The organism is Levilactobacillus yiduensis (genome assembly GCF_024718525.1).
Classification (GTDB): domain Bacteria; phylum Bacillota; class Bacilli; order Lactobacillales; family Lactobacillaceae; genus Levilactobacillus; species Levilactobacillus yiduensis.
In genome coordinates this window covers 106,396-126,306 of the sequence record NZ_JAMXAZ010000006.1, presented here as the reverse complement: position 1 = coordinate 126,306, position 19,911 = coordinate 106,396, and the positions used below count along the sequence as shown (strand labels likewise).

The 19,911-nt window shown below is 50.4% G+C and carries 18 protein-coding genes; 16 read left to right on the top strand and 2 right to left on the bottom strand.

Annotation, left to right across the window (positions count from 1 at the left end; all coding sequences use genetic code 11):
* The first annotated feature begins 21 nt into the window (after positions 1-21).
* From atpA to NGM66_RS05265, 14 genes are all read left to right on the top strand, one after another.
* The gene (atpA, locus tag NGM66_RS05330) at positions 22-1,560 is read left to right on the top strand and encodes a F0F1 ATP synthase subunit alpha (protein WP_208910261.1); all 1,539 of its coding nucleotides are present in this window, start codon (positions 22-24) and stop codon (positions 1,558-1,560) included.
* 29 nt (positions 1,561-1,589) lie between these two features.
* Positions 1,590-2,492: a F0F1 ATP synthase subunit gamma gene (locus NGM66_RS05325; protein ID WP_208910259.1), complete on the top strand. Its 903-nt coding sequence runs from the start codon at positions 1,590-1,592 to the stop codon at positions 2,490-2,492.
* Between the two features lie 22 nt (positions 2,493-2,514).
* Positions 2,515-3,930, top strand: coding sequence for a F0F1 ATP synthase subunit beta (gene atpD / locus NGM66_RS05320; protein WP_208910256.1), 1,416 nt, complete (start codon positions 2,515-2,517; stop codon positions 3,928-3,930).
* 13 nt (positions 3,931-3,943) lie between these two features.
* Positions 3,944-4,363 (top strand): F0F1 ATP synthase subunit epsilon, encoded by a 420-nt coding sequence (locus tag NGM66_RS05315; protein WP_125575368.1) that lies wholly within the window; start codon positions 3,944-3,946, stop codon positions 4,361-4,363.
* A gap of 1,067 nt (positions 4,364-5,430) precedes the next feature.
* A complete protein-coding gene (locus NGM66_RS05310) occupies positions 5,431-5,661 on the top strand; it encodes a DUF1146 family protein (RefSeq protein WP_125575367.1) in 231 nt (76 codons plus the stop codon).
* Between the two features lie 27 nt (positions 5,662-5,688).
* Positions 5,689-6,996, top strand: a complete 1,308-nt coding sequence (murA, locus tag NGM66_RS05305; protein ID WP_208910254.1) for a UDP-N-acetylglucosamine 1-carboxyvinyltransferase — start codon at positions 5,689-5,691, stop codon at positions 6,994-6,996.
* 898 nt (positions 6,997-7,894) lie between these two features.
* A complete protein-coding gene (locus NGM66_RS05300; RefSeq protein ID WP_208910252.1) occupies positions 7,895-8,899 on the top strand; it encodes a rod shape-determining protein in 1,005 nt (334 codons plus the stop codon).
* 36 nt (positions 8,900-8,935) lie between these two features.
* On the top strand, positions 8,936-9,229 hold the full coding sequence (gene yidD / locus NGM66_RS05295; RefSeq protein ID WP_208910250.1) for a membrane protein insertion efficiency factor YidD: 294 nt from the start codon (positions 8,936-8,938) through the stop codon (positions 9,227-9,229).
* Positions 9,230-9,241: 12 nt separating this feature from the next.
* A complete protein-coding gene (locus tag NGM66_RS05290; RefSeq protein WP_208910247.1) occupies positions 9,242-9,466 on the top strand; it encodes a DUF2969 domain-containing protein in 225 nt (74 codons plus the stop codon).
* Positions 9,467-9,566: 100 nt separating this feature from the next.
* Positions 9,567-10,772: an FtsW/RodA/SpoVE family cell cycle protein gene (locus tag NGM66_RS05285; protein ID WP_208910245.1), complete on the top strand. Its 1,206-nt coding sequence runs from the start codon at positions 9,567-9,569 to the stop codon at positions 10,770-10,772.
* A gap of 16 nt (positions 10,773-10,788) precedes the next feature.
* Positions 10,789-11,091 carry a glycine cleavage system H family protein gene (locus NGM66_RS05280; RefSeq protein WP_208910243.1) on the top strand — a complete coding sequence of 101 codons (303 nt, stop codon included), beginning with the start codon at positions 10,789-10,791 and terminating at the stop codon, positions 11,089-11,091.
* 680 nt (positions 11,092-11,771) lie between these two features.
* Positions 11,772-12,620 carry an SPFH domain-containing protein gene (locus NGM66_RS05275; RefSeq protein WP_208910241.1) on the top strand — a complete coding sequence of 283 codons (849 nt, stop codon included), beginning with the start codon at positions 11,772-11,774 and terminating at the stop codon, positions 12,618-12,620.
* Positions 12,621-12,642: 22 nt separating this feature from the next.
* Positions 12,643-13,617 (top strand): DUF2785 domain-containing protein, encoded by a 975-nt coding sequence (locus tag NGM66_RS05270; protein ID WP_208910239.1) that lies wholly within the window; start codon positions 12,643-12,645, stop codon positions 13,615-13,617.
* Between the two features lie 74 nt (positions 13,618-13,691).
* Positions 13,692-14,834, top strand: coding sequence for a D-alanine--D-alanine ligase family protein (locus NGM66_RS05265; RefSeq protein WP_208910237.1), 1,143 nt, complete (start codon positions 13,692-13,694; stop codon positions 14,832-14,834).
* Positions 14,835-15,031: 197 nt separating this feature from the next.
* Here NGM66_RS05265 and NGM66_RS05260 read toward each other — a convergent pair whose 3' ends face one another.
* The gene (locus tag NGM66_RS05260; protein ID WP_258115428.1) at positions 15,032-15,286 is read right to left on the bottom strand and encodes a hypothetical protein; all 255 of its coding nucleotides are present in this window, start codon (positions 15,284-15,286) and stop codon (positions 15,032-15,034) included.
* A gap of 108 nt (positions 15,287-15,394) precedes the next feature.
* Here NGM66_RS05260 and NGM66_RS05255 point away from each other — a divergent pair, with 108 nt between their 5' ends.
* A complete protein-coding gene (locus NGM66_RS05255; RefSeq protein ID WP_208910235.1) occupies positions 15,395-17,011 on the top strand; it encodes a glycerophosphodiester phosphodiesterase in 1,617 nt (538 codons plus the stop codon).
* A gap of 118 nt (positions 17,012-17,129) precedes the next feature.
* Here NGM66_RS05255 and NGM66_RS05250 read toward each other — a convergent pair whose 3' ends face one another.
* Entirely contained in the window at positions 17,130-18,350 is a 1,221-nt protein-coding gene (locus NGM66_RS05250; RefSeq protein WP_208910233.1) for an RNA-guided endonuclease TnpB family protein, read from the bottom strand.
* 492 nt (positions 18,351-18,842) lie between these two features.
* Between NGM66_RS05250 and NGM66_RS05245 the strand changes: the two genes are divergently transcribed.
* Complete coding sequence (locus tag NGM66_RS05245; protein ID WP_208910231.1) at positions 18,843-19,700, top strand: helix-turn-helix transcriptional regulator; 858 nt, start codon at positions 18,843-18,845, stop codon at positions 19,698-19,700.
* Positions 19,701-19,911 lie beyond the last annotated feature (211 nt).

Sequence of the window (19,911 nt, the reverse complement as noted above, 5' to 3'; positions counted from 1 at the left end):
TGATAAAGAGGTGAAACTTTCATGAGCATTAAAGCTGAGGAAATCAGTGCTCTAATTAAACAACAATTAGAAAGCTACAAGGATGAAATCTCAGTTGAAGAAACTGGTACGGTTACTTACGTTGGTGATGGTGTCGCTCGGGCCCACGGTCTGAACAACGCTTTGCAAGGTGAGTTGCTGTTATTTGACAACGGGGTTTATGGAATGGTCCAAAACCTCGAAGCCAGTGATGTTGGTATCGTTATCTTGGGTGATTTCACTGGAATCACTGAAGGCGATACAGTTAAGCGGACTGGCCGAATCATGGAAGTTCCCGTTGGCGATCAATTAATTGGCCGGGTTGTTAACCCATTAGGTCAACCAATTGACGGTAAAGGGGACATTTCCACGGACAAGACGCGGCCAATTGAACATAAAGCACCAGGGGTTATGGACCGGCAAGGGGTTAGCGAACCTCTGCAAACCGGGATCAAGGCCATTGATGCCTTAGTTCCAATCGGTCGTGGCCAACGTGAATTGATCATTGGTGACCGGAAGACTGGGAAGTCCTCAATCGCCATTGACACGATCATTAACCAAAAAGACCAAGATATGATTTGTATCTACGTCGCAATTGGTCAGAAGGCTTCAACGGTGCGGTCACAAGTTCAAACGCTGGAGAAATTCGGCGCCATGGACTACACGATCGTCGTTACCGCCAGTCCTTCCGAACCAGCCCCAATGTTGTACATCGCGCCTTATGCCGGTGCAGCGATGGGTGAAGAGTTCATGTTCAACGGCAAGCACGTGTTGATCGTCTATGATGATTTAACCAAGCAAGCCGATGCTTATCGTGAACTTTCCTTGATTCTGCGGCGTGCGCCAGGTCGTGAAGCTTACCCTGGTGATATTTTCTACACCCACTCTCGTTTATTGGAACGGGCAGCTAAGTTGAACGATGAACTTGGTGGCGGTTCGATGACGGCCTTACCTGTCATTGAAACCAAGGCCGGTGACGTTTCTGCCTACATTCCAACCAACGTTATTTCCATCACCGATGGTCAAATCTTCCTGAACAGTGATTCCTTCTATTCAGGTATTCGGCCAGCCATGGATGCCGGGACTTCCGTATCTCGGGTTGGTGGGGACGCTCAGATCAAAGCCATGAAGAAGGTTGCCGGGACGTTGCGGTTGGACTTATCTGCCTACCGTGAACTGGAATCCTTCGCGCAATTTGGCTCTGATTTGGATGCCGCTACCCAAGCGCGGTTAGCACGTGGGGCCCGGACCGTGGAAGTCTTAAAGCAAGGCTTGCATGAATCCGTTCCCGTTGCTAAGGAAGTTATCATCTTGTTTGCCTTGACTCATGGTCATTTGGACAAGCTGGAAGTGGCTGACGTCTTACGTTACCAAAACGAACTGTTTGATTACATGGACGCTAGTCACCAAGACCTCGAAGACACGATTACCAAGACTGGGAACTTGCCAGAAGGCGACTCTCTGGAAAAGGCAATCGCTGAATTCGACACGACTTTCCAACCAACTGCCAAGGCCGATGACTCGGCTAACGCGGCTGATTAAGATACTTGAAGGAAGGATGGTGAGAAATAATGGCTGAATCAATTCATGACGTTCAACGTCGGATTAATTCCACGAAAGCGACCCGCCAAATTACGGCGGCCATGCACATGGTTTCGACGGCGAAGTTAAATAAGATTCAGAAACAAGCAGTCGGCTACCAAGACTATGTTTCTAAAGTTAAGGCTGTCGTCATGCATCTTTCGCAGTCTCATCTATTGGATGATAATTCCTCAAGTAGCCTACAGTCGAACCGTCCAGTAAAGAAAACCGCATATTTAGTGATCACCTCCGATCGCGGAATGGTTGGGAGCTACAATAGCAGTGTCTTACGGGATGCAAATGCGTTCATTAACGAACGGACACCAAACCAAGACGACTACATGGTGTTAGCCGTTGGGGGTACCGGCGCTGATTTCTACAAGCACCGGGGTGTCAACGTGGCTTACGAATATCGTGGGGTCAGCGATGTGCCTGAATTCAATGAAGTTCGGGAAATCGTTAAGACTGTCACCACGATGTTTAACAACGAAGTCTTCGATGAACTCTTCGTTTGCTACAACCATTTTGTTAACCGAATTTCTTCCCGCTTCCGGGCAGAAAAGATGTTGCCAGTCGACAAGGAAACGATGACGACTGACGCGGCAAAGGATACGCAAGCAACACCGTTGACCGCCGAATACGACACGGAGCCTTCTGATGAAGCGGTGCTCCAAGTCGTTTTGCCGCAATACGCGGAAAGCCTGGTCTACGGTGCGATCTTGGACGCAAAGACGGCCGAACATGCATCAAGTACCAACGCGATGCAGTCTGCCACTGATAATGCTGATGATTTAATCGCGACGTTGCAACTGCACTACAACCGTGCACGTCAAGCACAGATCACGACTGAAATCACCGAAATTACTGGTGGGCAAGAAGCCTTAAATAATTAATGACGGGAGGAATTAACGAATAATGAGTGCTGGTAAAATTGTTCAAGTTATCGGACCTGTTGTCGACGTTGAATTCCCGTTGAATGATGAATTACCTGACATCAACACCGCCCTGAACATCAAAAAAGATGATGGTAGTGTCCTTGTAACCGAAGTTGCCTTGGAATTAGGTGACGGGGTTATGCGGACCATTGCCATGGACGGTACCGATGGTCTTCGTCGGGGACTGGAAGTAGAAAACACTGGTGCTTCTATTTCTGTTCCTGTCGGTGACGACACACTGGGTCGGGTGTTCAACGTTCTCGGAAATCCAATTGACGGCGGTGCCGAATTTGGACCAGACGCAAAACGGATGCCAATTCACCGTGATGCACCAAAGTATGACGAATTAAACCCTACGACTGAAATCCTGGAAACGGGTATCAAGGTCATTGACTTACTCGAACCTTATGTTCGTGGTGGGAAGATTGGGTTGTTCGGTGGTGCCGGTGTTGGTAAGACCGTTTTAATTCAAGAATTAATTCATAATATTGCCCAAGGCCATAACGGGATTTCCGTCTTCACCGGTGTTGGTGAACGGACTCGTGAAGGTAACGATATGTACTGGGAAATGAAGGGGTCCGGGGTTCTGAAGCAAACGGCCATGGTTTATGGTCAAATGAACGAACCTCCTGGTGCCCGGATGCGGGTTGCCTTGACCGGTTTGACGATTGCGGAATACTTCCGTGATGTTAAGGGCCAAGACGTGCTGTTATTCATCGATAACATTTTCCGGTTCACGCAAGCCGGTTCTGAAGTTTCTGCCCTGTTGGGGCGGATTCCTTCAGCCGTTGGTTACCAGCCAACGTTGGCTACTGAAATGGGTCAGTTACAGGAACGGATCACGTCGACGAAGAAGGGGTCAATCACCTCTATCCAAGCCGTTTACGTGCCTGCCGATGACTACACCGACCCTGCGCCTGCCACGACTTTCGCCCATTTGGATGCCACGACTAACTTGGAACGTTCCTTGACGCAACAAGGGATTTACCCAGCCGTGGACCCCTTGGCTTCGACTTCAACGGCTTTGGCCCCAGAAATTATTGGTCAAGAACACTACGATGTGGCGACGGAAGTTCAACACGTCTTGCAACGGTACCATGAATTGCAAGATATCATCTCTATCTTAGGGATGGATGAATTATCCGACGAAGAACAAACAATCGTTAACCGTGCACGGCGGATCCAATTCTTCCTGTCACAACCATTCTCCGTGGCTTCTCAGTTTACGGGGATGGATGGGAAGTACGTCAAGTTGGAAGACACCATTCGGAGCTTCAAGGAAATCCTTGAAGGTAAGTATGATGACCTTCCAGAAGACGCTTTCCGGAACTGTGGCGCGATTGAAGATGCCGTTGCGAAGGCTAAGCAAATGAATGACGCCGTTGCCAACAACTAGGGAGGGATTCTAATTGGCTGATAATCAATCAGTGTTATCTGTTAGTATCGTTACCCCTGATGGCCAAGTTTACGAAGGTAAGAGCGACTTATTAGTTGTGAAGACGACCATTGGTGAACTTGGGATTATGTATAACCACGTGCCCCTCATCGCTTCTCTGGAGGTCGATGAGACGCGGGTCAAGTTAGGTGAAAACGAAGATAAGATCGCCGTCAACGGTGGTTTCTTGGAATTCTCTGACAACGTGGCGACCATTGTTGCAGACAGTGCGGAACGTCAAGACGATATTGACGTCAATCGGGCTGAAAGTGCCCGGGAACGTGCCAAAGCAACGATTGAAAAGGCGCAAGCTGCGCACGATGCCGATTCCCTTGCACGGGCTGAGGTAGCGTTGCGGCGAGCAATCAACCGGATCAACGTGGCTAAGCACTAAATTTAAAATACGTTCGCGTGTTTCTGGCGACCGTTCACCTTGCGGGTGGGCGGTCGTTTTTTTTAGGATTGTAAACCTAAACCAGGTTCTGCTAGCTGCCGCCTTACCGTCCGCTAGAGATGCGTTGGAACGCTGAGGGCGCCGGTCCAAGCCCAAAAGCGGTCTTGGACCTCACCTTGGGGCCGGCAACCCGCGTCTCCAAGGTGTCAGTTCCCTAAGCGCTGAAAATCGCACCGCTAAGGGAACTCCCACAGCTGAACGCATCTCTAGCGGACTCTCGGCTACGGTGGTCGGTTGTCCGTGGCGGCTAGCGATGGGTATTCGTCAGCACGTGTGGCAGAAGCGATTTTTCTGAGGGCAGGTACGCCAGTAATTATTGGTGTCGCTGGGCCAACGGTTTACAACCGGATTGCGCTGACATTGATGTCCGGTAGCCGATAGTGAGATGAAATCTAGGCTTAGCCGGGGAATCTGGGACGTCTTTTTCGGCTAACGCAAGGACCGAGACCGGGCTCGAACCCAGACCAGTCCTTCCCTAGGATTCCGGCCCAGAATCTCACGTGACGGTACGACAGCCAGCAATACAACTATAATTGCAGAGTTGAACTTCCAGTTTACCCGAAAGAATTGTGTCACTGGGCGTTGGGTCAAAAATAAGGACATTCATGTTTAAATTTGACGAAAATTTAAACATAATCGTTGAAATGACTAGAGCGACAAGGGATTAGCGCAATATCAATCTTTTTTGGTCGAGCGACGGCCATCAATTAATTTTCGGGTTTAGTTGGGATACTTCACTAATAGTCTGCCGGCGGCATTAGGGGGTAAATGACGACAAGCCGTGAGCGTCAGGTAAGCCTGGTGTGGTGCGGGGTGAGCAGTTGTTTTTGCCCATGTTAAATAAATGGCTTATCAGTTATCACGGTGATTTAACTAATCCACTGGGTGGTTTAAACAGTGAATCAGGGCATTTGTAATATTACAAACGCCGATTTTATGGGAATCTCGGGGACAAGGCTGAAAAATTATGCTATAGTTAGTGAGAATGTTTAGAAAGGATTGAGCGAATGTCACTCATTGGATTACAGGGAATTCTGACCATCATTAGTCACTTGTTCTTCATCGGGTTAGCCTTTTGGGCTATCTCTGCGTTACACATTGAGCGATTGATGACGTTTTATCCGCGGCAATCACGCGTCTTAATCGTGATGCTGTCGGTCGCAGTTGGATTCGCTTGCAGTTCGTTCTTTTTGGACTTCATCGATAACGTTCGTAATCTGGGCTATCTGTTACGTTAGACCCATAAAAATCTTTGGAGGTATCCCATGGAAAAAATTATTGTTCATGGTGGGAACCGCTTAACTGGTGTGGTCCATATTGAAGGGGCCAAAAATGCCGTCCTGCCAATCCTGGCAGCGTCGATTCTGGGCGAAGAGGGCATCACTCACTTAGCAAATGTTCCGGTTTTGTCTGATGTGTATACGATGAATAAAGTCTTACGCTTCTTGAATTTGTCCGTTGATTTTGATGAGGCCAAACGAGAAGTCACGATTGACGCGACTAAACAACTTTCTAGTGAAGCGCCGTTTGAGTACGTGTCTAAGATGCGTGCGTCCATCGTGGTCATGGGACCACTGTTGGCGCGGTTAGGCCATGCGCGGGTTGCCTTACCCGGTGGCTGTGCGATTGGCACACGGCCCATTGATTTACACTTAAAGGGCCTGGAAGCACTGGGTGCCCGTATCGAACAACACGACGGGTACATTGAAGCTTTCGCTGACCAGCTCAAAGGGGCCCATATCTACTTAGATTTCCCAAGTGTGGGCGCGACGCAAAACATCCTGATGGCAGCTTGCCTGGCGAAGGGGACGACCGTGATCGATAACGTTGCCCGTGAACCGGAAATCGTGGACTTGGCTAACATCCTCAACAAGATGGGCGCCCACGTTCGCGGTGCCGGGACGGAAACGTTGCGGATCGACGGTGTGTCAGAGATGCACGGGACGGAACACAGTGTGGTTCAAGACCGTATCGAAGCTGGTACTTTCATGGTCGGCGCTGCGTTGACGCACGGTAATGTCTTGATTCAAGACGGTATCGTGGAACACAACAAGCCATTGATCTCCAAATTACAAGAAATGGGTGCCCAAGTGACTGACGAGCCTAATGGTATTCGTGTCATTGGCCCAGATAAATTACAGGCAACCGACGTTAAAACGTTGCCATATCCTGGTTTCCCAACGGATATGCAACCACAAATGACGGTTTTGCAGCTGGCTGCTGAAGGCACCAGTACGATGACAGAAACCGTCTTTGAAAACCGTTTCATGCACCTGGAAGAACTGCGGCGGATGAACGCCAAGTACCAGGTCAACGGGCGGACGGTCGTTATGCACGGTCCAACTGATTTCAACGGCGCTGAAGTGGCTGCAACGGACTTACGAGCAGCAGCAGCTCTAGTGCTGGCAGGTTTGGTAGCTGACGGTTACACCCAAGTAACTAATCTGAAGTACCTGGATCGGGGTTACTACGACTTCCACAAGAAGTTAACGGCCCTGGGTGCCGAAGTCAAACGGGTCACCGTGGCTGATGATGACACCGTGGTACTGAAGAACGCACACGTAAATAACTAACTCACTGGAAGGTGGCAGCAATTGCCGCCTTTTTCTTATCTCCACAAGAAATTCGTGGTCGCCTACGCCAGCTAAACGTTCCGCCTGCTATGGGGAACGCCTCCAGCCGAGGAGCGGGCTTCCGGCTCGCTTGGAAGCCTGGCACAGCTCGCCAGTCTTTCAAGTCGTCCCATCCAGTAACCTGGCAAACAACGGCAGCTAACTGGATCGACACAGCTGGCTACACGTCTAGCTGGCTCCGACAGATGAAATGGATGAGGTAAGCCAAATACTGCTGACATGCACCACCGTAGCCGAGAGTTCGCTAGATATGAGTTCAGCCGTGGGAGTTTTCTTAGCGGTGGTTCTGGCCGGTTAGAAAACTGGCAACTTGGAGACGTGGGTTGTCGGCTCCGAGTTGAGGGTCGAGACCGCTCTGTGGCTCGACCCGGCGCCCACCGCGTTCCGACTCATATCTAGCGAACGGCAGGCGGCCAGCTATCAATGTGTCATGGATAACTTCTTTGAAAATGGTGGTTAGCGCTCAGTATCGGGGCAACTAAAGATGTAGAAGACGTTAGAGCTTAAACTAGCGATTGGTTACACATACCAGTTGTAGCCGAGAGTGAAGTGAAATCTAGGCTCAGCTGGCAAATTGGTGACTTTGAGACGTGTTCTTCGGCTCAAAGCAAGGGCCGAGACCGGGTTTTGGCTCGGGCCGGCCTTCCCCAGCGTTCCAGCCTAGAATTTCACGCAACGGCAAGGCGACCAGCGCCTATCAGTGTCGCCACGACAAGTCAGTTTAGCAACGTAAAGAGAAGTTTTACAGGAGCGGTGGAGAAACCGTTTAGAGTTCACGCGGTTTATGGTATAATGAAATGTTGAAAATTGGCATTAAAATTCAGGAGGACGCATAAGTATGGCGAAAGACATTGGCATTGACCTAGGTACGGCAAACGTTTTAATCTACGTGGTCGGCAAAGGAATCGTATTAAATGAACCATCAGTCGTGGCAATCGACACGAAGACTGACAAGGTATTAGCAGTGGGCTCTGAAGCCTACCGGATGGTGGGTCGGACTCCTGGTAATATCCGGGCAATTCGTCCGTTGAAGGATGGGGTCATTTCTGATTTCGATATCACCGAAGCCATGCTCTCCTATTTCATCAATAAATTAAGTGTAAAGGGCTTCTTATCCAAACCAAACATTATGATCTGTGCACCAACGAACATTACTGAAATCGAACGCAAGGCAATCATTCAGGCCGCTGAAAAGTCCGGTGGCGCGAAGGTTTATTTGGAAGCTGAACCAAAAGTCGCTGCTTTGGGTGCCGGCATGGATATCTTCAAGCCTAGTGGTAACATGGTTATTGACATGGGTGGTGGGACTTCTGACATCGCCATTCTGTCCTTAGGGGACATCGTTTCTAGTCGCTCAATTCGGGTGGCCGGTGACCGGATGAACTCTGAAATCGTGAACTACTTAAAGCATAACCACAACCTGATTATTGGGGAGCGGACTGCTGAAACAATCAAGATCAAGATTGGGACCGCCTACCCAGAACCTGGGAACGAAGAAAAGACCATGGAAGTTCGGGGTCGGGACTCCGTTAGTGGGATGCCAACCACCACGACGATCAACGCCGCCGAAGTGGAAGTCGCCATTCATGATTCTGTGGAACAAATCGTGTCCGCTGCCATGGCCGTATTGGAAACGACACCGCCAGAATTGGCCGCTGACATCATTGATCGTGGCATCATGTTGACCGGTGGGGGCGCCTTGCTCGATGGCATCGACAAGCTGTTCTCCGAACGGTTGACCGTGCCCGTCATCATTTCCGAAGACCCATTGGACAACGTGGCCAAAGGGGCCGGTGTCTTGCTGGAACACATGGACACCAAGACGGCTAAAGAAAATAACTAAGCGTTTGAGACGGTTCATTGAAAGGGAGGCCTGACGATGCGGCAACTGTTGACTTGGCTGGTGCGCGGTTATCAGCGGTGGATCTCACCGTTATTTCCGCCCACTTGCCGGTACTATCCGACCTGTTCCAATTACATGTTGCAGGCCTTGGCCAAGCATGGCGCGATTAAGGGCGGCCTCATGGGCATTGCCCGTATCTTGCGCTGTCAGCCATTTGTCCACGGTGGGGTCGATCCGGTTCCGGATCACTTTACCTTGCGTCGTAACGTGGCGGCAGAAAAGGCCTATCGCCAGGCGATGAACTTAGATGAAGAGTCATCTAACAAATAAAGGAGAGTTGGCATGAGCAAACGAGAAAAATCTGTACAGGTAACCATTGACGAGCAAAAGCTCCCAGACGGCGGCAACATGTCCGTGCTGAAGATCGGTGACGAAACCATTGGGACGGTCACCCCGGTTGAAGACCGGTTGGAAGCGCAACTGAACGACGGGGATGTGTACCGCGTCAAGACCGTTGACGAAGGGGTCGAACTCCTGTTGAAGGACTACCACCTGCATCGCGGTTAATAAATTTTAGTAAAGTTGGCCGGAGCGAAACGTCGAATTTCACTTCGGCCTTTATACTAGGCTTAGGACAAATCTTAGTTTGAATTAAGGAGCAATCATTGTGGCAAAGAATGCGACAGAACGGCGAGGCGAGACGGAATCACGAATCGACTGGGGCATCATCTTTTGTGTCCTCATGTTGGCGTTGATTGGTCTTGCGTCGATCTACGTGGCGGCGACCCACGATAGTAGTGCGACCAGCATTACGTCGGCCGTGGTCTCCCAATTGGCATGGTACATCATTGGGACCGTCGCCATCGTTATCATCATGCAATTTGATTCGGAACAACTGTGGAAGGTGGCCCCGTTGCTATACGGCTTGGGGATCTTCCTGTTAGCGGCCGTGTTGATCTTCTACAGTCGTGCGTACTACGTTAACACCGGTGCGCGGAGCTGGTTTGCGATTGGCTCGTTGACCTTCCAACCGTCAGAAGTTATGAAGCCGGCCTTCATTTTGATGCTGGCGCGGGTCGTGACCGAACACAACAACGCCAATCCGATTCACACCGTTCGGACCGACTGGGTGTTGATCGGCAAGCTGATCTTGTGGACGTTGCCAGTGGCGTTACTCTTGAAGTTGCAAAATGACTTTGGGACCATGCTGGTGTTCTTCGCCATCGTGGGTGGGGTCATTTTGGTTTCCGGAATCACCTGGAAGATCATCGCCCCCGCGTTTAGTGCCATTGCCGTCGTTGGGGGGACCGCGTTAGCGCTGGTGACCACTGATGCCGGGCGGAAGATTTTGGAAAAGGTCGGCTTTCAGGCCTACCAATTCTCCCGGGTCGACACTTGGTTACACCCCTCACAAGATACGTCCGATACCGGGTATCAGTTGTGGCAAAGTATGAAGGCCATTGGGTCCGGAGGCATCTTCGGGACCGGCTTCAACGTATCGCACGTCTACGTACCCGTGCGAGAATCCGATATGATTTTCTCCGTTATTGGGGAAAACTTCGGTTTCATCGGCGGATGTGTCCTGATTTTCCTGTATTTCTTATTGATCTACCAAATGATTCGGGTCACGTTCGACACGAAAAACGTGTTCTACGCCTACATTTCGACCGGGGTCATCATGATGATCTTATTCCACGTGTTTGAAAACATTGGGATGAGCATTGGGCTGTTACCATTGACTGGGATTCCATTGCCGTTTGTCAGTCAAGGGGGGTCCGCTTTAATTGGGAACCTGATAGGTATTGGCTTAATCATGTCAATGCGGTATCATTATAAGAGTTACATGTTTAGTCGTAACGAATCGTTTAAGTAGAAGGAGATTATTTAGCATGAGTGAAATGGTAAAGTATTTCTGGACCAAAGCAGTGAACGATGGGACACGGATCGGTTTGACCACTGAAGGCCAAGACGAATTAGGGACCATCAAGTTTGCCAAATTACCAGCTGTTGGCGATGACGTGAAGAAGGGTGAAAACCTATTGAGCGTTGAAGCTGACAAAGCGGTTTCTGACATTCCTAGCCCCGTTTCCGGTAAGGTCACGGCGGTTAACCCAGCTTTAGGTAGCGATTTCGATGCTTTAAACGGTAGCGATACTGACGCTGCTTGGTTTGTCGACGTACAAGAAGACTAATCAACTATCGTCATCTGACAAGGTCGGGGCATATGTCCCGGCCTTGTTGCGTTCCATGGCCTATTTTACTGACCTGCGTTGGGTGGAGGGTGGTTGGGGCTGGGCGCCTTACCGTTCGCTAGATATGAGTTGGAACGCGGTGGGCGCCGGTCCGAGCCAAAGTGCGGTCTCAGACCTCAATTTGGAGCCGATAACCCGCGTCTCCAAATTGCCAGTTCCCTAACCGGCAAAAATCGCGCCGCTAAGGGAACTCCCACGGCTGAACTCATATCTAGCGAACTCTCGGCTACGGTAGTGGTTGTCAGCAACAACTCGATCAGCTATCAGTACCGCCAACGTTCATGGTCGAAGTAGTCTAATATGTGTCGATCGTTGCTCAGCAATCAAAGCCGTGAGTGAAGTGAAATCTAGGCTCAGCCGGGGAATTGGGCAGCGTCCTTTGCTGACAAATTGGTGTCTTTGAGACGTGGGTTTCGGCTCAAAGCAAGGGCTGAGACCGGGTCTCAGGCTCGGACCGGTCCTTCCCCAGCGTTCCAGCCTAGAGTTTCACGTAACGGTAAGGCGGACAGTACAGACAACATAACAGATACCACGCAAGGCCATCATTTTCTGCGCTTCCTTGGGTTTTCCCGGGGTAGTCGGGTATAATGAAGGTATCAAAGCAATGGGAGGAAAGCCGTATGAAGGAAAAAAATGTATTTCACATTAATGGCTATCTCGGCTTGGTATTGGTCTTATTGGTCTTAGCCGGGGGTATCTACTTGAGCATCGCCGCAGCGCCCGTGATTGGTGCCATTCTGGTGGTGTTGGCAGTCTTGGCCGCTAGCAGTTTGACGATCATCAGTCCCAATCAATCCAAGGTACTGACTTTCTTTGGGCGCTACATCGGGACGATTCGTGAGGCGGGGTTGTATTTAACCGTGCCGCTGACCAATAAGTCGACGGTGTCCTTGCGGGTGCGCAACTTTAATAGCGCTATTTTAAAGGTCAACGATTTACAGGGGAATCCCGTGGAAATCGCTGCCGTCATCGTGTTCAAGGTGGTGGACACCAGTAAGGCGTTATTTGCCGTCGAAGACTATGAACAATTTGTGGAGATTCAAAGTGAATCGGCCATTCGGCACGTGGCGTCGGAATACGCCTACGATAACTTTGGCGATGGCAAAGAGCTGACGTTGCGGAGTAATCCCACTGAGGTCTCGAATCATTTGACCGAGGAATTGCAGGAACGGTTGAATGTGGCGGGGGTCGAAATCATTGAGACACGGCTGACGCACTTAGCCTACGCGACCGAAATTGCTTCGGCCATGTTACAACGGCAACAATCACAAGCCATCCTCTCTGCCCGAAAGATTATCGTGGAAGGGGCGGTCTCCATTACCGAAGGCGCTATCGAACGGTTATCGGCAGAGACAAGCTTGAATTTATCTGACAATCAAAAGATTCAATTAATCAACAATATGATGGTTTCAATTATTAATGAACGGGGCTCCCAACCGGTGATCAATACCGGGAAGATTGCGGAGTAAGACAAACACTGGAGGTTTCTTGATGGATGAACAGCTCAAAATAATGTTAAGCGACTTAACGGCCCTGAATGAACAGGTCAAACAGGGTGAGGTGTACCAGTCCTTGGGGCCGCGGTTAGGCCACATCATGGACGGTATCAAACGGCACCGGCGTACGACCGTGACGTTACCTGACGACCAAGACGGGGTCCAAGACGTATTAGCTGATTTCCGCCATCAATTGGACCAACAGGTACCGGTGACGTTAACGACGGACAAGATCAAATTGTTGCTGGCGCATCTGGCGTCGACCGATGCCCAGCTCCGCTACCAAGGCATTAATTTTACGTTCTACGATGCCCTTCAGCAGGATGCCCTCGATTCACAGCAATTAACCTTTATCTTGGATGAATTGTCCCGGCCCGAAGCTTTATTTGACCACATCTTGGAGCCAGCCAACAATGCCGTCTTCGGCCGGGCCGGGCACGTGGCCATGCTGAGCGTGGTCTTGCATTTCTTGGACCAGACGCTTGAACCCATTGCCGTCGACAAGCTCCAACGAATCGTTATTTTAGCCACGGGCTACCTGTGCCTGGAAACGGACACGCGGGGCTTTGTGAACCAATCGGGCTGGGCACACGCCTTTACCGCGATTGCGGATCTGTTGGCCGTTTTGAGCAATAATCACAAATTGGCGCGGGCTGACAAGCTCTTCTTGATGACGGCGCTGATGGAACGTCTAAAGCGGTTGAACACGCCACTGATTTACGGCGAAAATGACCGCATTGCCAACTACTTAGCAGAGACTACGAATCGCAGCGGGTTGTACGCGGACGCCCTGACGTTGATCTTGAAAAATTGGCGGCAACAGGTGGCGTTGAACCGCCGGCCGGACACCATCGCGGGGTGGAACCGTTTCTTCAATCGTAAGCGGTTGCTGGATGCCTTACGTTTACGCAAGGACCTGCCCGCCGCCCTTAAGGGATATTTAAGCTCAACTATCGATTTTTTAGGCTGATTTTATTCTCAATTTTTTAGAGAAATGGTATACTGAAGGCTAACCGAAATATATACGATAGGATGAGTGACAACATGGAAAAGAAAACGAAGATTCACGTAGGTCTATTATTCGGTGGAAATTCTTCTGAGCATGACGTTTCTAAACGCTCAGCGCACAACATTTACGATGCAATGGACAAGTCTCGCTACGAAGTGAGTTTATTCTTACTGACGCGCGATGGCTTCGTCCTGAGTGATGCCGCTTCACGCCGGGTTTTTGATGGCGAAGATGAAGCGACTGTTGCGGCGGCGGAACAAACCAAGGTAGACGCTTCTAACCCATTGGCACCCATTTGGAATTTATCCCAAGCAAAGGACATCGATGTCTTCTTCCCGATTATTCATGGTAACCTGGGTGAAGACGGTACGATCCAGGGGCTTTTCCGCTTGTTGAAAAAGCCTTATGTGGGGAGTGGCGTCTTGGCATCGGCCGTGTCCTTCGATAAGGATATGACGAAGCAAGTCTTGACGGCTCACGGCATTCGCAACACCAAGTATCTGGTCTTGACGCCAGAGAACCGCGATGCGTATGACTATGACACTGTTCAAGCCAAGTTGGGCGCGAACGTCTTCATCAAGCCAGCCAACCAAGGGTCTTCAGTCGGTATTCACAAGGCGGGCAACGCCGAAGAATACAACGACGGCATTGAAGACGCCTTCCGGTATGATTACAAGGTGCTGGTGGAACAGACGATCGACGGCCCAGAAGAAGTCGAAATTTCCATTTTGGGGAACGAACAACCGATTGCGTCGAAGTTAGGTGCGATTCGGGTACCTGACTCTGACGTGTTCTACGACTACAACAACAAGTTCGTGGATGCCAGTGGGGTGACCTTTGAGGTGCCAGTCGAGTTACCAGAAGACTTGACCAAGGAAATTACCCAAATGGGGTTGCAGACTTATGCCGCCCTGGGGTTGAAGGGCATGGCCCGCATCGATTATCTGGTCTCTAAGGATAATGTGCCTTACGTGGGCGAAGTCAACACCTTGCCAGGGTTCACCAACATTAGCCTGTACCCACAACTGTGGCAGGCAACGGGCATCAACTACGCTGACCTGATTGACCGGTTGATCCAACTGGGATTAGACGAGTTCAAGTACCAAGACGAACTGGCCTATGACTTTATTCCATTGGATGACCACTCGGCAGCGTCAACTTACAAGCCTAAAAATTAAGGTTCAAAAGCCGGTCAGGAGCGGAAACGTTCCGGCCGGTTTTTTGTTTAATCATCTGTTTGGGCAACACAAGGATGCTGGCCGCCTTACCGTTCGCTAGATATGAGTCGGAACGCGGTGGGGGCCGGGTCGAGCCAAAAAACGGTCTCGACCCTCAACTTGGAGCCGATGACCCGCGTCTCCAAGTTGTCAGTTTTCTAACCGGTAAAGCCCACCGCTAAGAAAACTCCCACGGCTGAACTCATATCTAGCGAACTCACGGCTACGGTGGTGATTGGCCACACAATGCGGTAGTACCCATGCTGAAGTAGGGCTGATACTGTTGTGTTGGCAACGTTGGTGAGGTAGAGGTCACACACCGTTTCAGAGAAAGTGAAATTTCGCCGGAGGTCGTCAAGGTGTCCTCCAGAATAGGCGGAACCCGGGCGGTCGTAGTCATCTGGTTTCACCATTTGCACAAGGAGGGCGTTTCAACTTGATATTCGTAACGGTAAAGCGGAGCACAACTAGTATTGCTGAAACAACTAATTTCATGGTAACGGTGTAGAGGAGGAATGGACGTGCGGTCTTGGGGACGACAATTGAAGCAGGTTTGGCGAACTGGTATCTTTGCGCCTGGGCTGACACTGGGGTGGTGTTTGGCCATTCTGTTCTTCGCCGGCCTGCGTTTACTAGGTCAGCGGCCCGGGTGGCACGTTGACTTGGTCGTGCTGATTGGCGGTCTCATGATCTTGAGCGCCTGGCAACTGACTCATCTGGCGTTGACCTTGATTGGGCGTCGACCCGCCGGCTGGCAAAGTTGGCAACTGCTTTGGCGGCACAAGGGCACCTGGATTCTGGTCGAGCTGGGATTGACCATTTTAGCGTTGCCACTGGGCCTAGGGGGCCTCAGCAGTCGACTGTTGGTCCGGGTACCGCTGCCAGCTGGGTTCATCAACTACGTGGGCCTGCATCGGCGGCCGGTCGGCATAGTTGTGGCAATTATTTATCTGCTGGTGGCCAGTGGTTGCTTGTTGCGCGGGCCGTGGGTCTTTCGCCGATTGGCACCGCAAATTCAGCATCCCGGTACCTGGCGGCAAATGGCCACAGCGTTACTGGTCAGCGCTGGGTTGCTGGCGGTTTGGTGGGGACTGGCAGAAGGCCTGGTTGCCCTGAACTGGTGGGGAGATGCGCACCTGTCGCCAGGACCGGCCAAGCTGTTAGCGGCTGGGTCGCTGCTCCTAATCTTTCTGGGCTTCGTGGTCGCCGTCATTTTGGCAGCCATCACGCTGGTCTGGAGTTGGTGTGGTCAGCCGACCGTCAGCCGACCGGTGCCGCGTCATCAGGGCTGGTGGCTAATGGGCGTGCTCGTGGTGGCCGGAGCTTGCGTTAGCGGGCAGGCACTGCTCAGTCCGCCGCAGTTCGCGCCCATGGTAGCCATTAGTCATCGTGGCGTTGATCACGGGGTGGGCGTGCAAAATACGTTGGGGGCCTTGCGCCACGTGAGTCGCCAACACCCGGCCTACGTCGAAATGGATCTCCACGAAACCCGTGACCACCAGTGGGTCGTCCTCCATGACGAAAATTTGGCCGTGTTAGCCCGGCGCAACGTCACCCCACACCAATTGACGTTGGCCCAGTTGGAACAGCTGACAGTCCATGAGAATGGCTATCACGACCGATTGGTGGGCTGGGCAACCTACTTGAAAGTTGCTGAACGGCTGCGGCAACCCTTGTTAGTCGAAATCAAGACTACGCCTCAAGATTCGCCGAATGCAATTCACCAATTTGCCCGGCAATACGGCACGCGGCTTCGGCGGGATGGGTCGGCCGTCCATTCGTTGGATTACCGGGTCGTCACCCAGCTCAAGCAAGTGGTCCCGCAATTGCGGGTGGGGTACATCACGCCGTTCAACTGGGTCTCGCCAGCTGCGGTGCCCGCCGACTTTTACTCGTTTCAGCGCATCTCACTTAGCCAGCAGTTCATTCTGGCCGCGCATCAAGCCGGCGCACCAGCCTGGGTGTGGACCCCAGATTCTCGGGCAGCCATGAGTCGGATGTGGGCATTGGGGGCGGATGGTGAGATCACCAACGAGTTGTCGCGCCTGCAAAGCGTCATGCGGCAGTCGCCCAGTGAAAATTGGTGGGCCGTGGTCCAGAACTTTATCCATAGCTATTTGTCAATTACCGCCGAATAAATTCGGCAGCTTGTCGCTCACGTGTCTCTCGACACAGTAGTCCAACGTTCACGGAGAACTCCTACTCGTAGTGGCAACATCGTCGGGTAATTGACGGCTACCCGTTTAACTGCCAGGTTTACCCGGTAGCTGTTACTTTCTTGATTCTGGGGTGTTTGACCCCATCCAACCATTCTTGACCTAACATCGCAATATTCATGGCACCTAGTCGGTCGTCATTAGATTGATACCGACATTGTTGACAATGGTATTCGTGAATGTCGTGATGACGATTGGTTTTCTCAATCAGACCACACTTGGGACAACGCTGGGAGGTGAAGGCCGGACTTACCTTTAACACCTGACTTTGAACAGCCTGGCCCTTGTAGGTCAGAAAAGTTTCCAACTGAAAGAAAGCCCAGGAGCGGTGACTATTTCTCAAAGACTTAGGCAGATCATCAGTGTTGAACGTCACATTTGTCAAATCTTCCAGGACGAAGAGCGTTTGAGGGTCATACGTCGTAACGAGTGTCTTAGATAGCGGATGATTGATATCCGTCATCCAGCGGTTCTCTCGTTGCTGTAACTGCTTCAACTTTTTCTTCGCAGACTTGGTTCCGCGATGCTGTAATTCTGCTCGTGTTTTTTGGAATTTGTGACGTTTTAAGAGAATTTTCTTTCCATCAAAAAATCTGGTTTTTCTTTGTTGGTCAAAGATTGTGGCTATGAAGCGTAAGCCGCGGTCAATACCCACAACTTGAGCTGGAGCAGTTGGATCAAAATCTGTATCCTCCTTAGTGATACCAATATGCAAGTACCACTTTCCCCCGCTATGTACTAATCTGGCTGTTCCCAGTTTCCAGCCGGTTTGAAAACATTGTTCAAATCCTTTGATGGTAAAGGGCACTTTAGTTCTTTTCCCCAGAGTCGTTAAGGAAATCTCAGTTAAATTATTTCCAAAAGAGTAATTGCTTTGCCTGACCAGATCCGCTTGTGGCCGAGAAAAATGAAGCGGCTTAAACAGCCAGGTCAAATCTTTGGCGACGCGCATCCACTTTTTATCTTCATCTTGGTAACGATAAGGATGTTGCTTCAACTGTTCCAAAACCGTCTTGTACCGTGCGACCACCGTTCTAAAAACAGACTGGATCATTTGACTGTTCAATGGAGATCCTTGTCGAAATTTTTTGTACAGGGCATGATTGATTTTTAAACTATTCAATGGAAAATCGTGATCAAAGACCCATTGACTCACTAGATTTGCTAAACGCTGGTATTCTCGGCTCATATCTAAAAGTTGAGTTGCTTGAATTGTATTGGTATAGAGTCTAACTTTCAGTGTTCGTCCTAGCGTCGTCATATATTCACCTCCCCGAAAGATTGGATTAAGTATAGCATATGCTAGAGTTCAAGAAGGGGAACATATGTTTCGGAAAAGGTTAAGATTTCGCATTCATCCTTTGATTGAAATCAAAGGTACTCTGCTTAATTTCTAAATAAATTGCTATGGAATTTAATTAATGGATTAAATACGAATAAACAACATCATTAAAAGAATTATATCCGGTAAAAGTAGCCGTTTATAATTCTTTTTATATTAAGATGATAAAATGGACTAGACAAATTAGAGTTCCTTAATAAACTCGCATAACACTTGTATTCAGTGATAAATCCCTTATTATTAGTATTAATGATAAACAGCTGGACGTGGCTATCGCTTTTCTAGGGAAATCCGGAGGCGCTGGATGGGAAATTACCGTCGTGGTGCCGTCACTCGCAATCATCAAGTAATGTTCGGCTTTATCGAAACTGGCAACTGACCAACGTGCGATACGTGAGGGAGAGAGAGCAGATGCGTTTATTAGGGAATAAGGTAAAACAGTATCGGAAACAAAAAAATATGTCACAGCAGGAACTGGCTGATGGCATTTGTACCCAAGCCACGGTGAGTCTGATGGAAAAGAAAAACAAGATTCCAAGCATCAAGATCATGCTGCAAGTTTGCCGCCGGCTGAATGTGTCCTTTAATGATATTTTAGCGGGTGTGGGCAGCGGGATGGATGAGCAATTCGATGAGATCTCTGCGGCGATTCGCCAGGAGAACTTCCGGGAAGCGGCCGATCTCTTAGCAGCTGTCGAAATGTCGGACGTAGCGAGTGCCTTTGACCGCGAACGGTATCACTATTACCGAGGGTTCGTCGAATTGGGCGCGCACGAACGGCCCGATGAAGCCATTTTCCACTTCAACCTGTTGTTACGCCGGTCGTATCAAATGCCCTGGGACCTGTACGCCATCGTTGGCAACGTCGGGATGGCTGCGGCTTACTTACGGCGTCAAGAATTAGAAAAGTCGCGGTACTACCTGAGTGAAGCCGTGGGTTACCTCGATGAATTTGAATGGCATGATGAGTCCGATTTTCGCCGTCTGATCTGGGCCCGGTACCGGATTGCCCAAATGTATCTGGAACTCCAACAGCCCCAACTGGTGATTGAAAGTGTCGAGTCGGCCTTACGTGCGGTCAAACAACAGGCATCACTGTACCTGATCGACGTCCTCTACGAAATTCGTGGCCAGGCGGAAGCCGCCCTGAGTGCAAAGGCCGCCGCGCGTCGGAGCCTGACCATTGCCAAGACATTGGCGTTAGTGACCCACAATATCGCGTTACAACAACGGCTGGCACCAGCGGCTGGTTCAGCATTGGCGGATTGATTTACTAAAGGTCGCAAGTGCAAAAACACCTGATAATACTCAGCTGACCAGAATTGTGAACACTAAATTAGTCCATACCGCCATCTGCGGCTGTCAGAGATTCCGGTAGCTATGGGGAACACCTCTGACTGCCTCCGATTACATCAGTGATTACCCGCAAAATTTGCAGGAAAATCACCGAAATGGCAACGTTCATCCACACTAATGGGTA

What these genes read in the sequence shown, in the direction of transcription:
- atpA (WP_208910261.1), top strand. Translation starts at nt 22, where the DNA reads ATGAGCATTAAAGCTGAGGAAATCAGTGCTCTAATTAAACAACAATTA.
- NGM66_RS05325 (WP_208910259.1), top strand. Translation starts at nt 1,590, where the DNA reads ATGGCTGAATCAATTCATGACGTTCAACGTCGGATTAATTCCACGAAA.
- atpD (WP_208910256.1), top strand. Translation starts at nt 2,515, where the DNA reads ATGAGTGCTGGTAAAATTGTTCAAGTTATCGGACCTGTTGTCGACGTT.
- NGM66_RS05310 (WP_125575367.1), top strand. Translation starts at nt 5,431, where the DNA reads ATGTCACTCATTGGATTACAGGGAATTCTGACCATCATTAGTCACTTG.
- murA (WP_208910254.1), top strand. Translation starts at nt 5,689, where the DNA reads ATGGAAAAAATTATTGTTCATGGTGGGAACCGCTTAACTGGTGTGGTC.
- NGM66_RS05300 (WP_208910252.1), top strand. Translation starts at nt 7,895, where the DNA reads ATGGCGAAAGACATTGGCATTGACCTAGGTACGGCAAACGTTTTAATC.
- yidD (WP_208910250.1), top strand. Translation starts at nt 8,936, where the DNA reads ATGCGGCAACTGTTGACTTGGCTGGTGCGCGGTTATCAGCGGTGGATC.
- NGM66_RS05290 (WP_208910247.1), top strand. Translation starts at nt 9,242, where the DNA reads ATGAGCAAACGAGAAAAATCTGTACAGGTAACCATTGACGAGCAAAAG.
- NGM66_RS05280 (WP_208910243.1), top strand. Translation starts at nt 10,789, where the DNA reads ATGAGTGAAATGGTAAAGTATTTCTGGACCAAAGCAGTGAACGATGGG.
- NGM66_RS05275 (WP_208910241.1), top strand. Translation starts at nt 11,772, where the DNA reads ATGAAGGAAAAAAATGTATTTCACATTAATGGCTATCTCGGCTTGGTA.
- NGM66_RS05270 (WP_208910239.1), top strand. Translation starts at nt 12,643, where the DNA reads ATGGATGAACAGCTCAAAATAATGTTAAGCGACTTAACGGCCCTGAAT.
- NGM66_RS05265 (WP_208910237.1), top strand. Translation starts at nt 13,692, where the DNA reads ATGGAAAAGAAAACGAAGATTCACGTAGGTCTATTATTCGGTGGAAAT.
- NGM66_RS05260 (WP_258115428.1), bottom strand. Translation starts at nt 15,286, where the DNA reads ATGGTGAAACCAGATGACTACGACCGCCCGGGTTCCGCCTATTCTGGA.
- NGM66_RS05250 (WP_208910233.1), bottom strand. Translation starts at nt 18,350, where the DNA reads ATGACGACGCTAGGACGAACACTGAAAGTTAGACTCTATACCAATACA.
- NGM66_RS05245 (WP_208910231.1), top strand. Translation starts at nt 18,843, where the DNA reads ATGCGTTTATTAGGGAATAAGGTAAAACAGTATCGGAAACAAAAAAAT.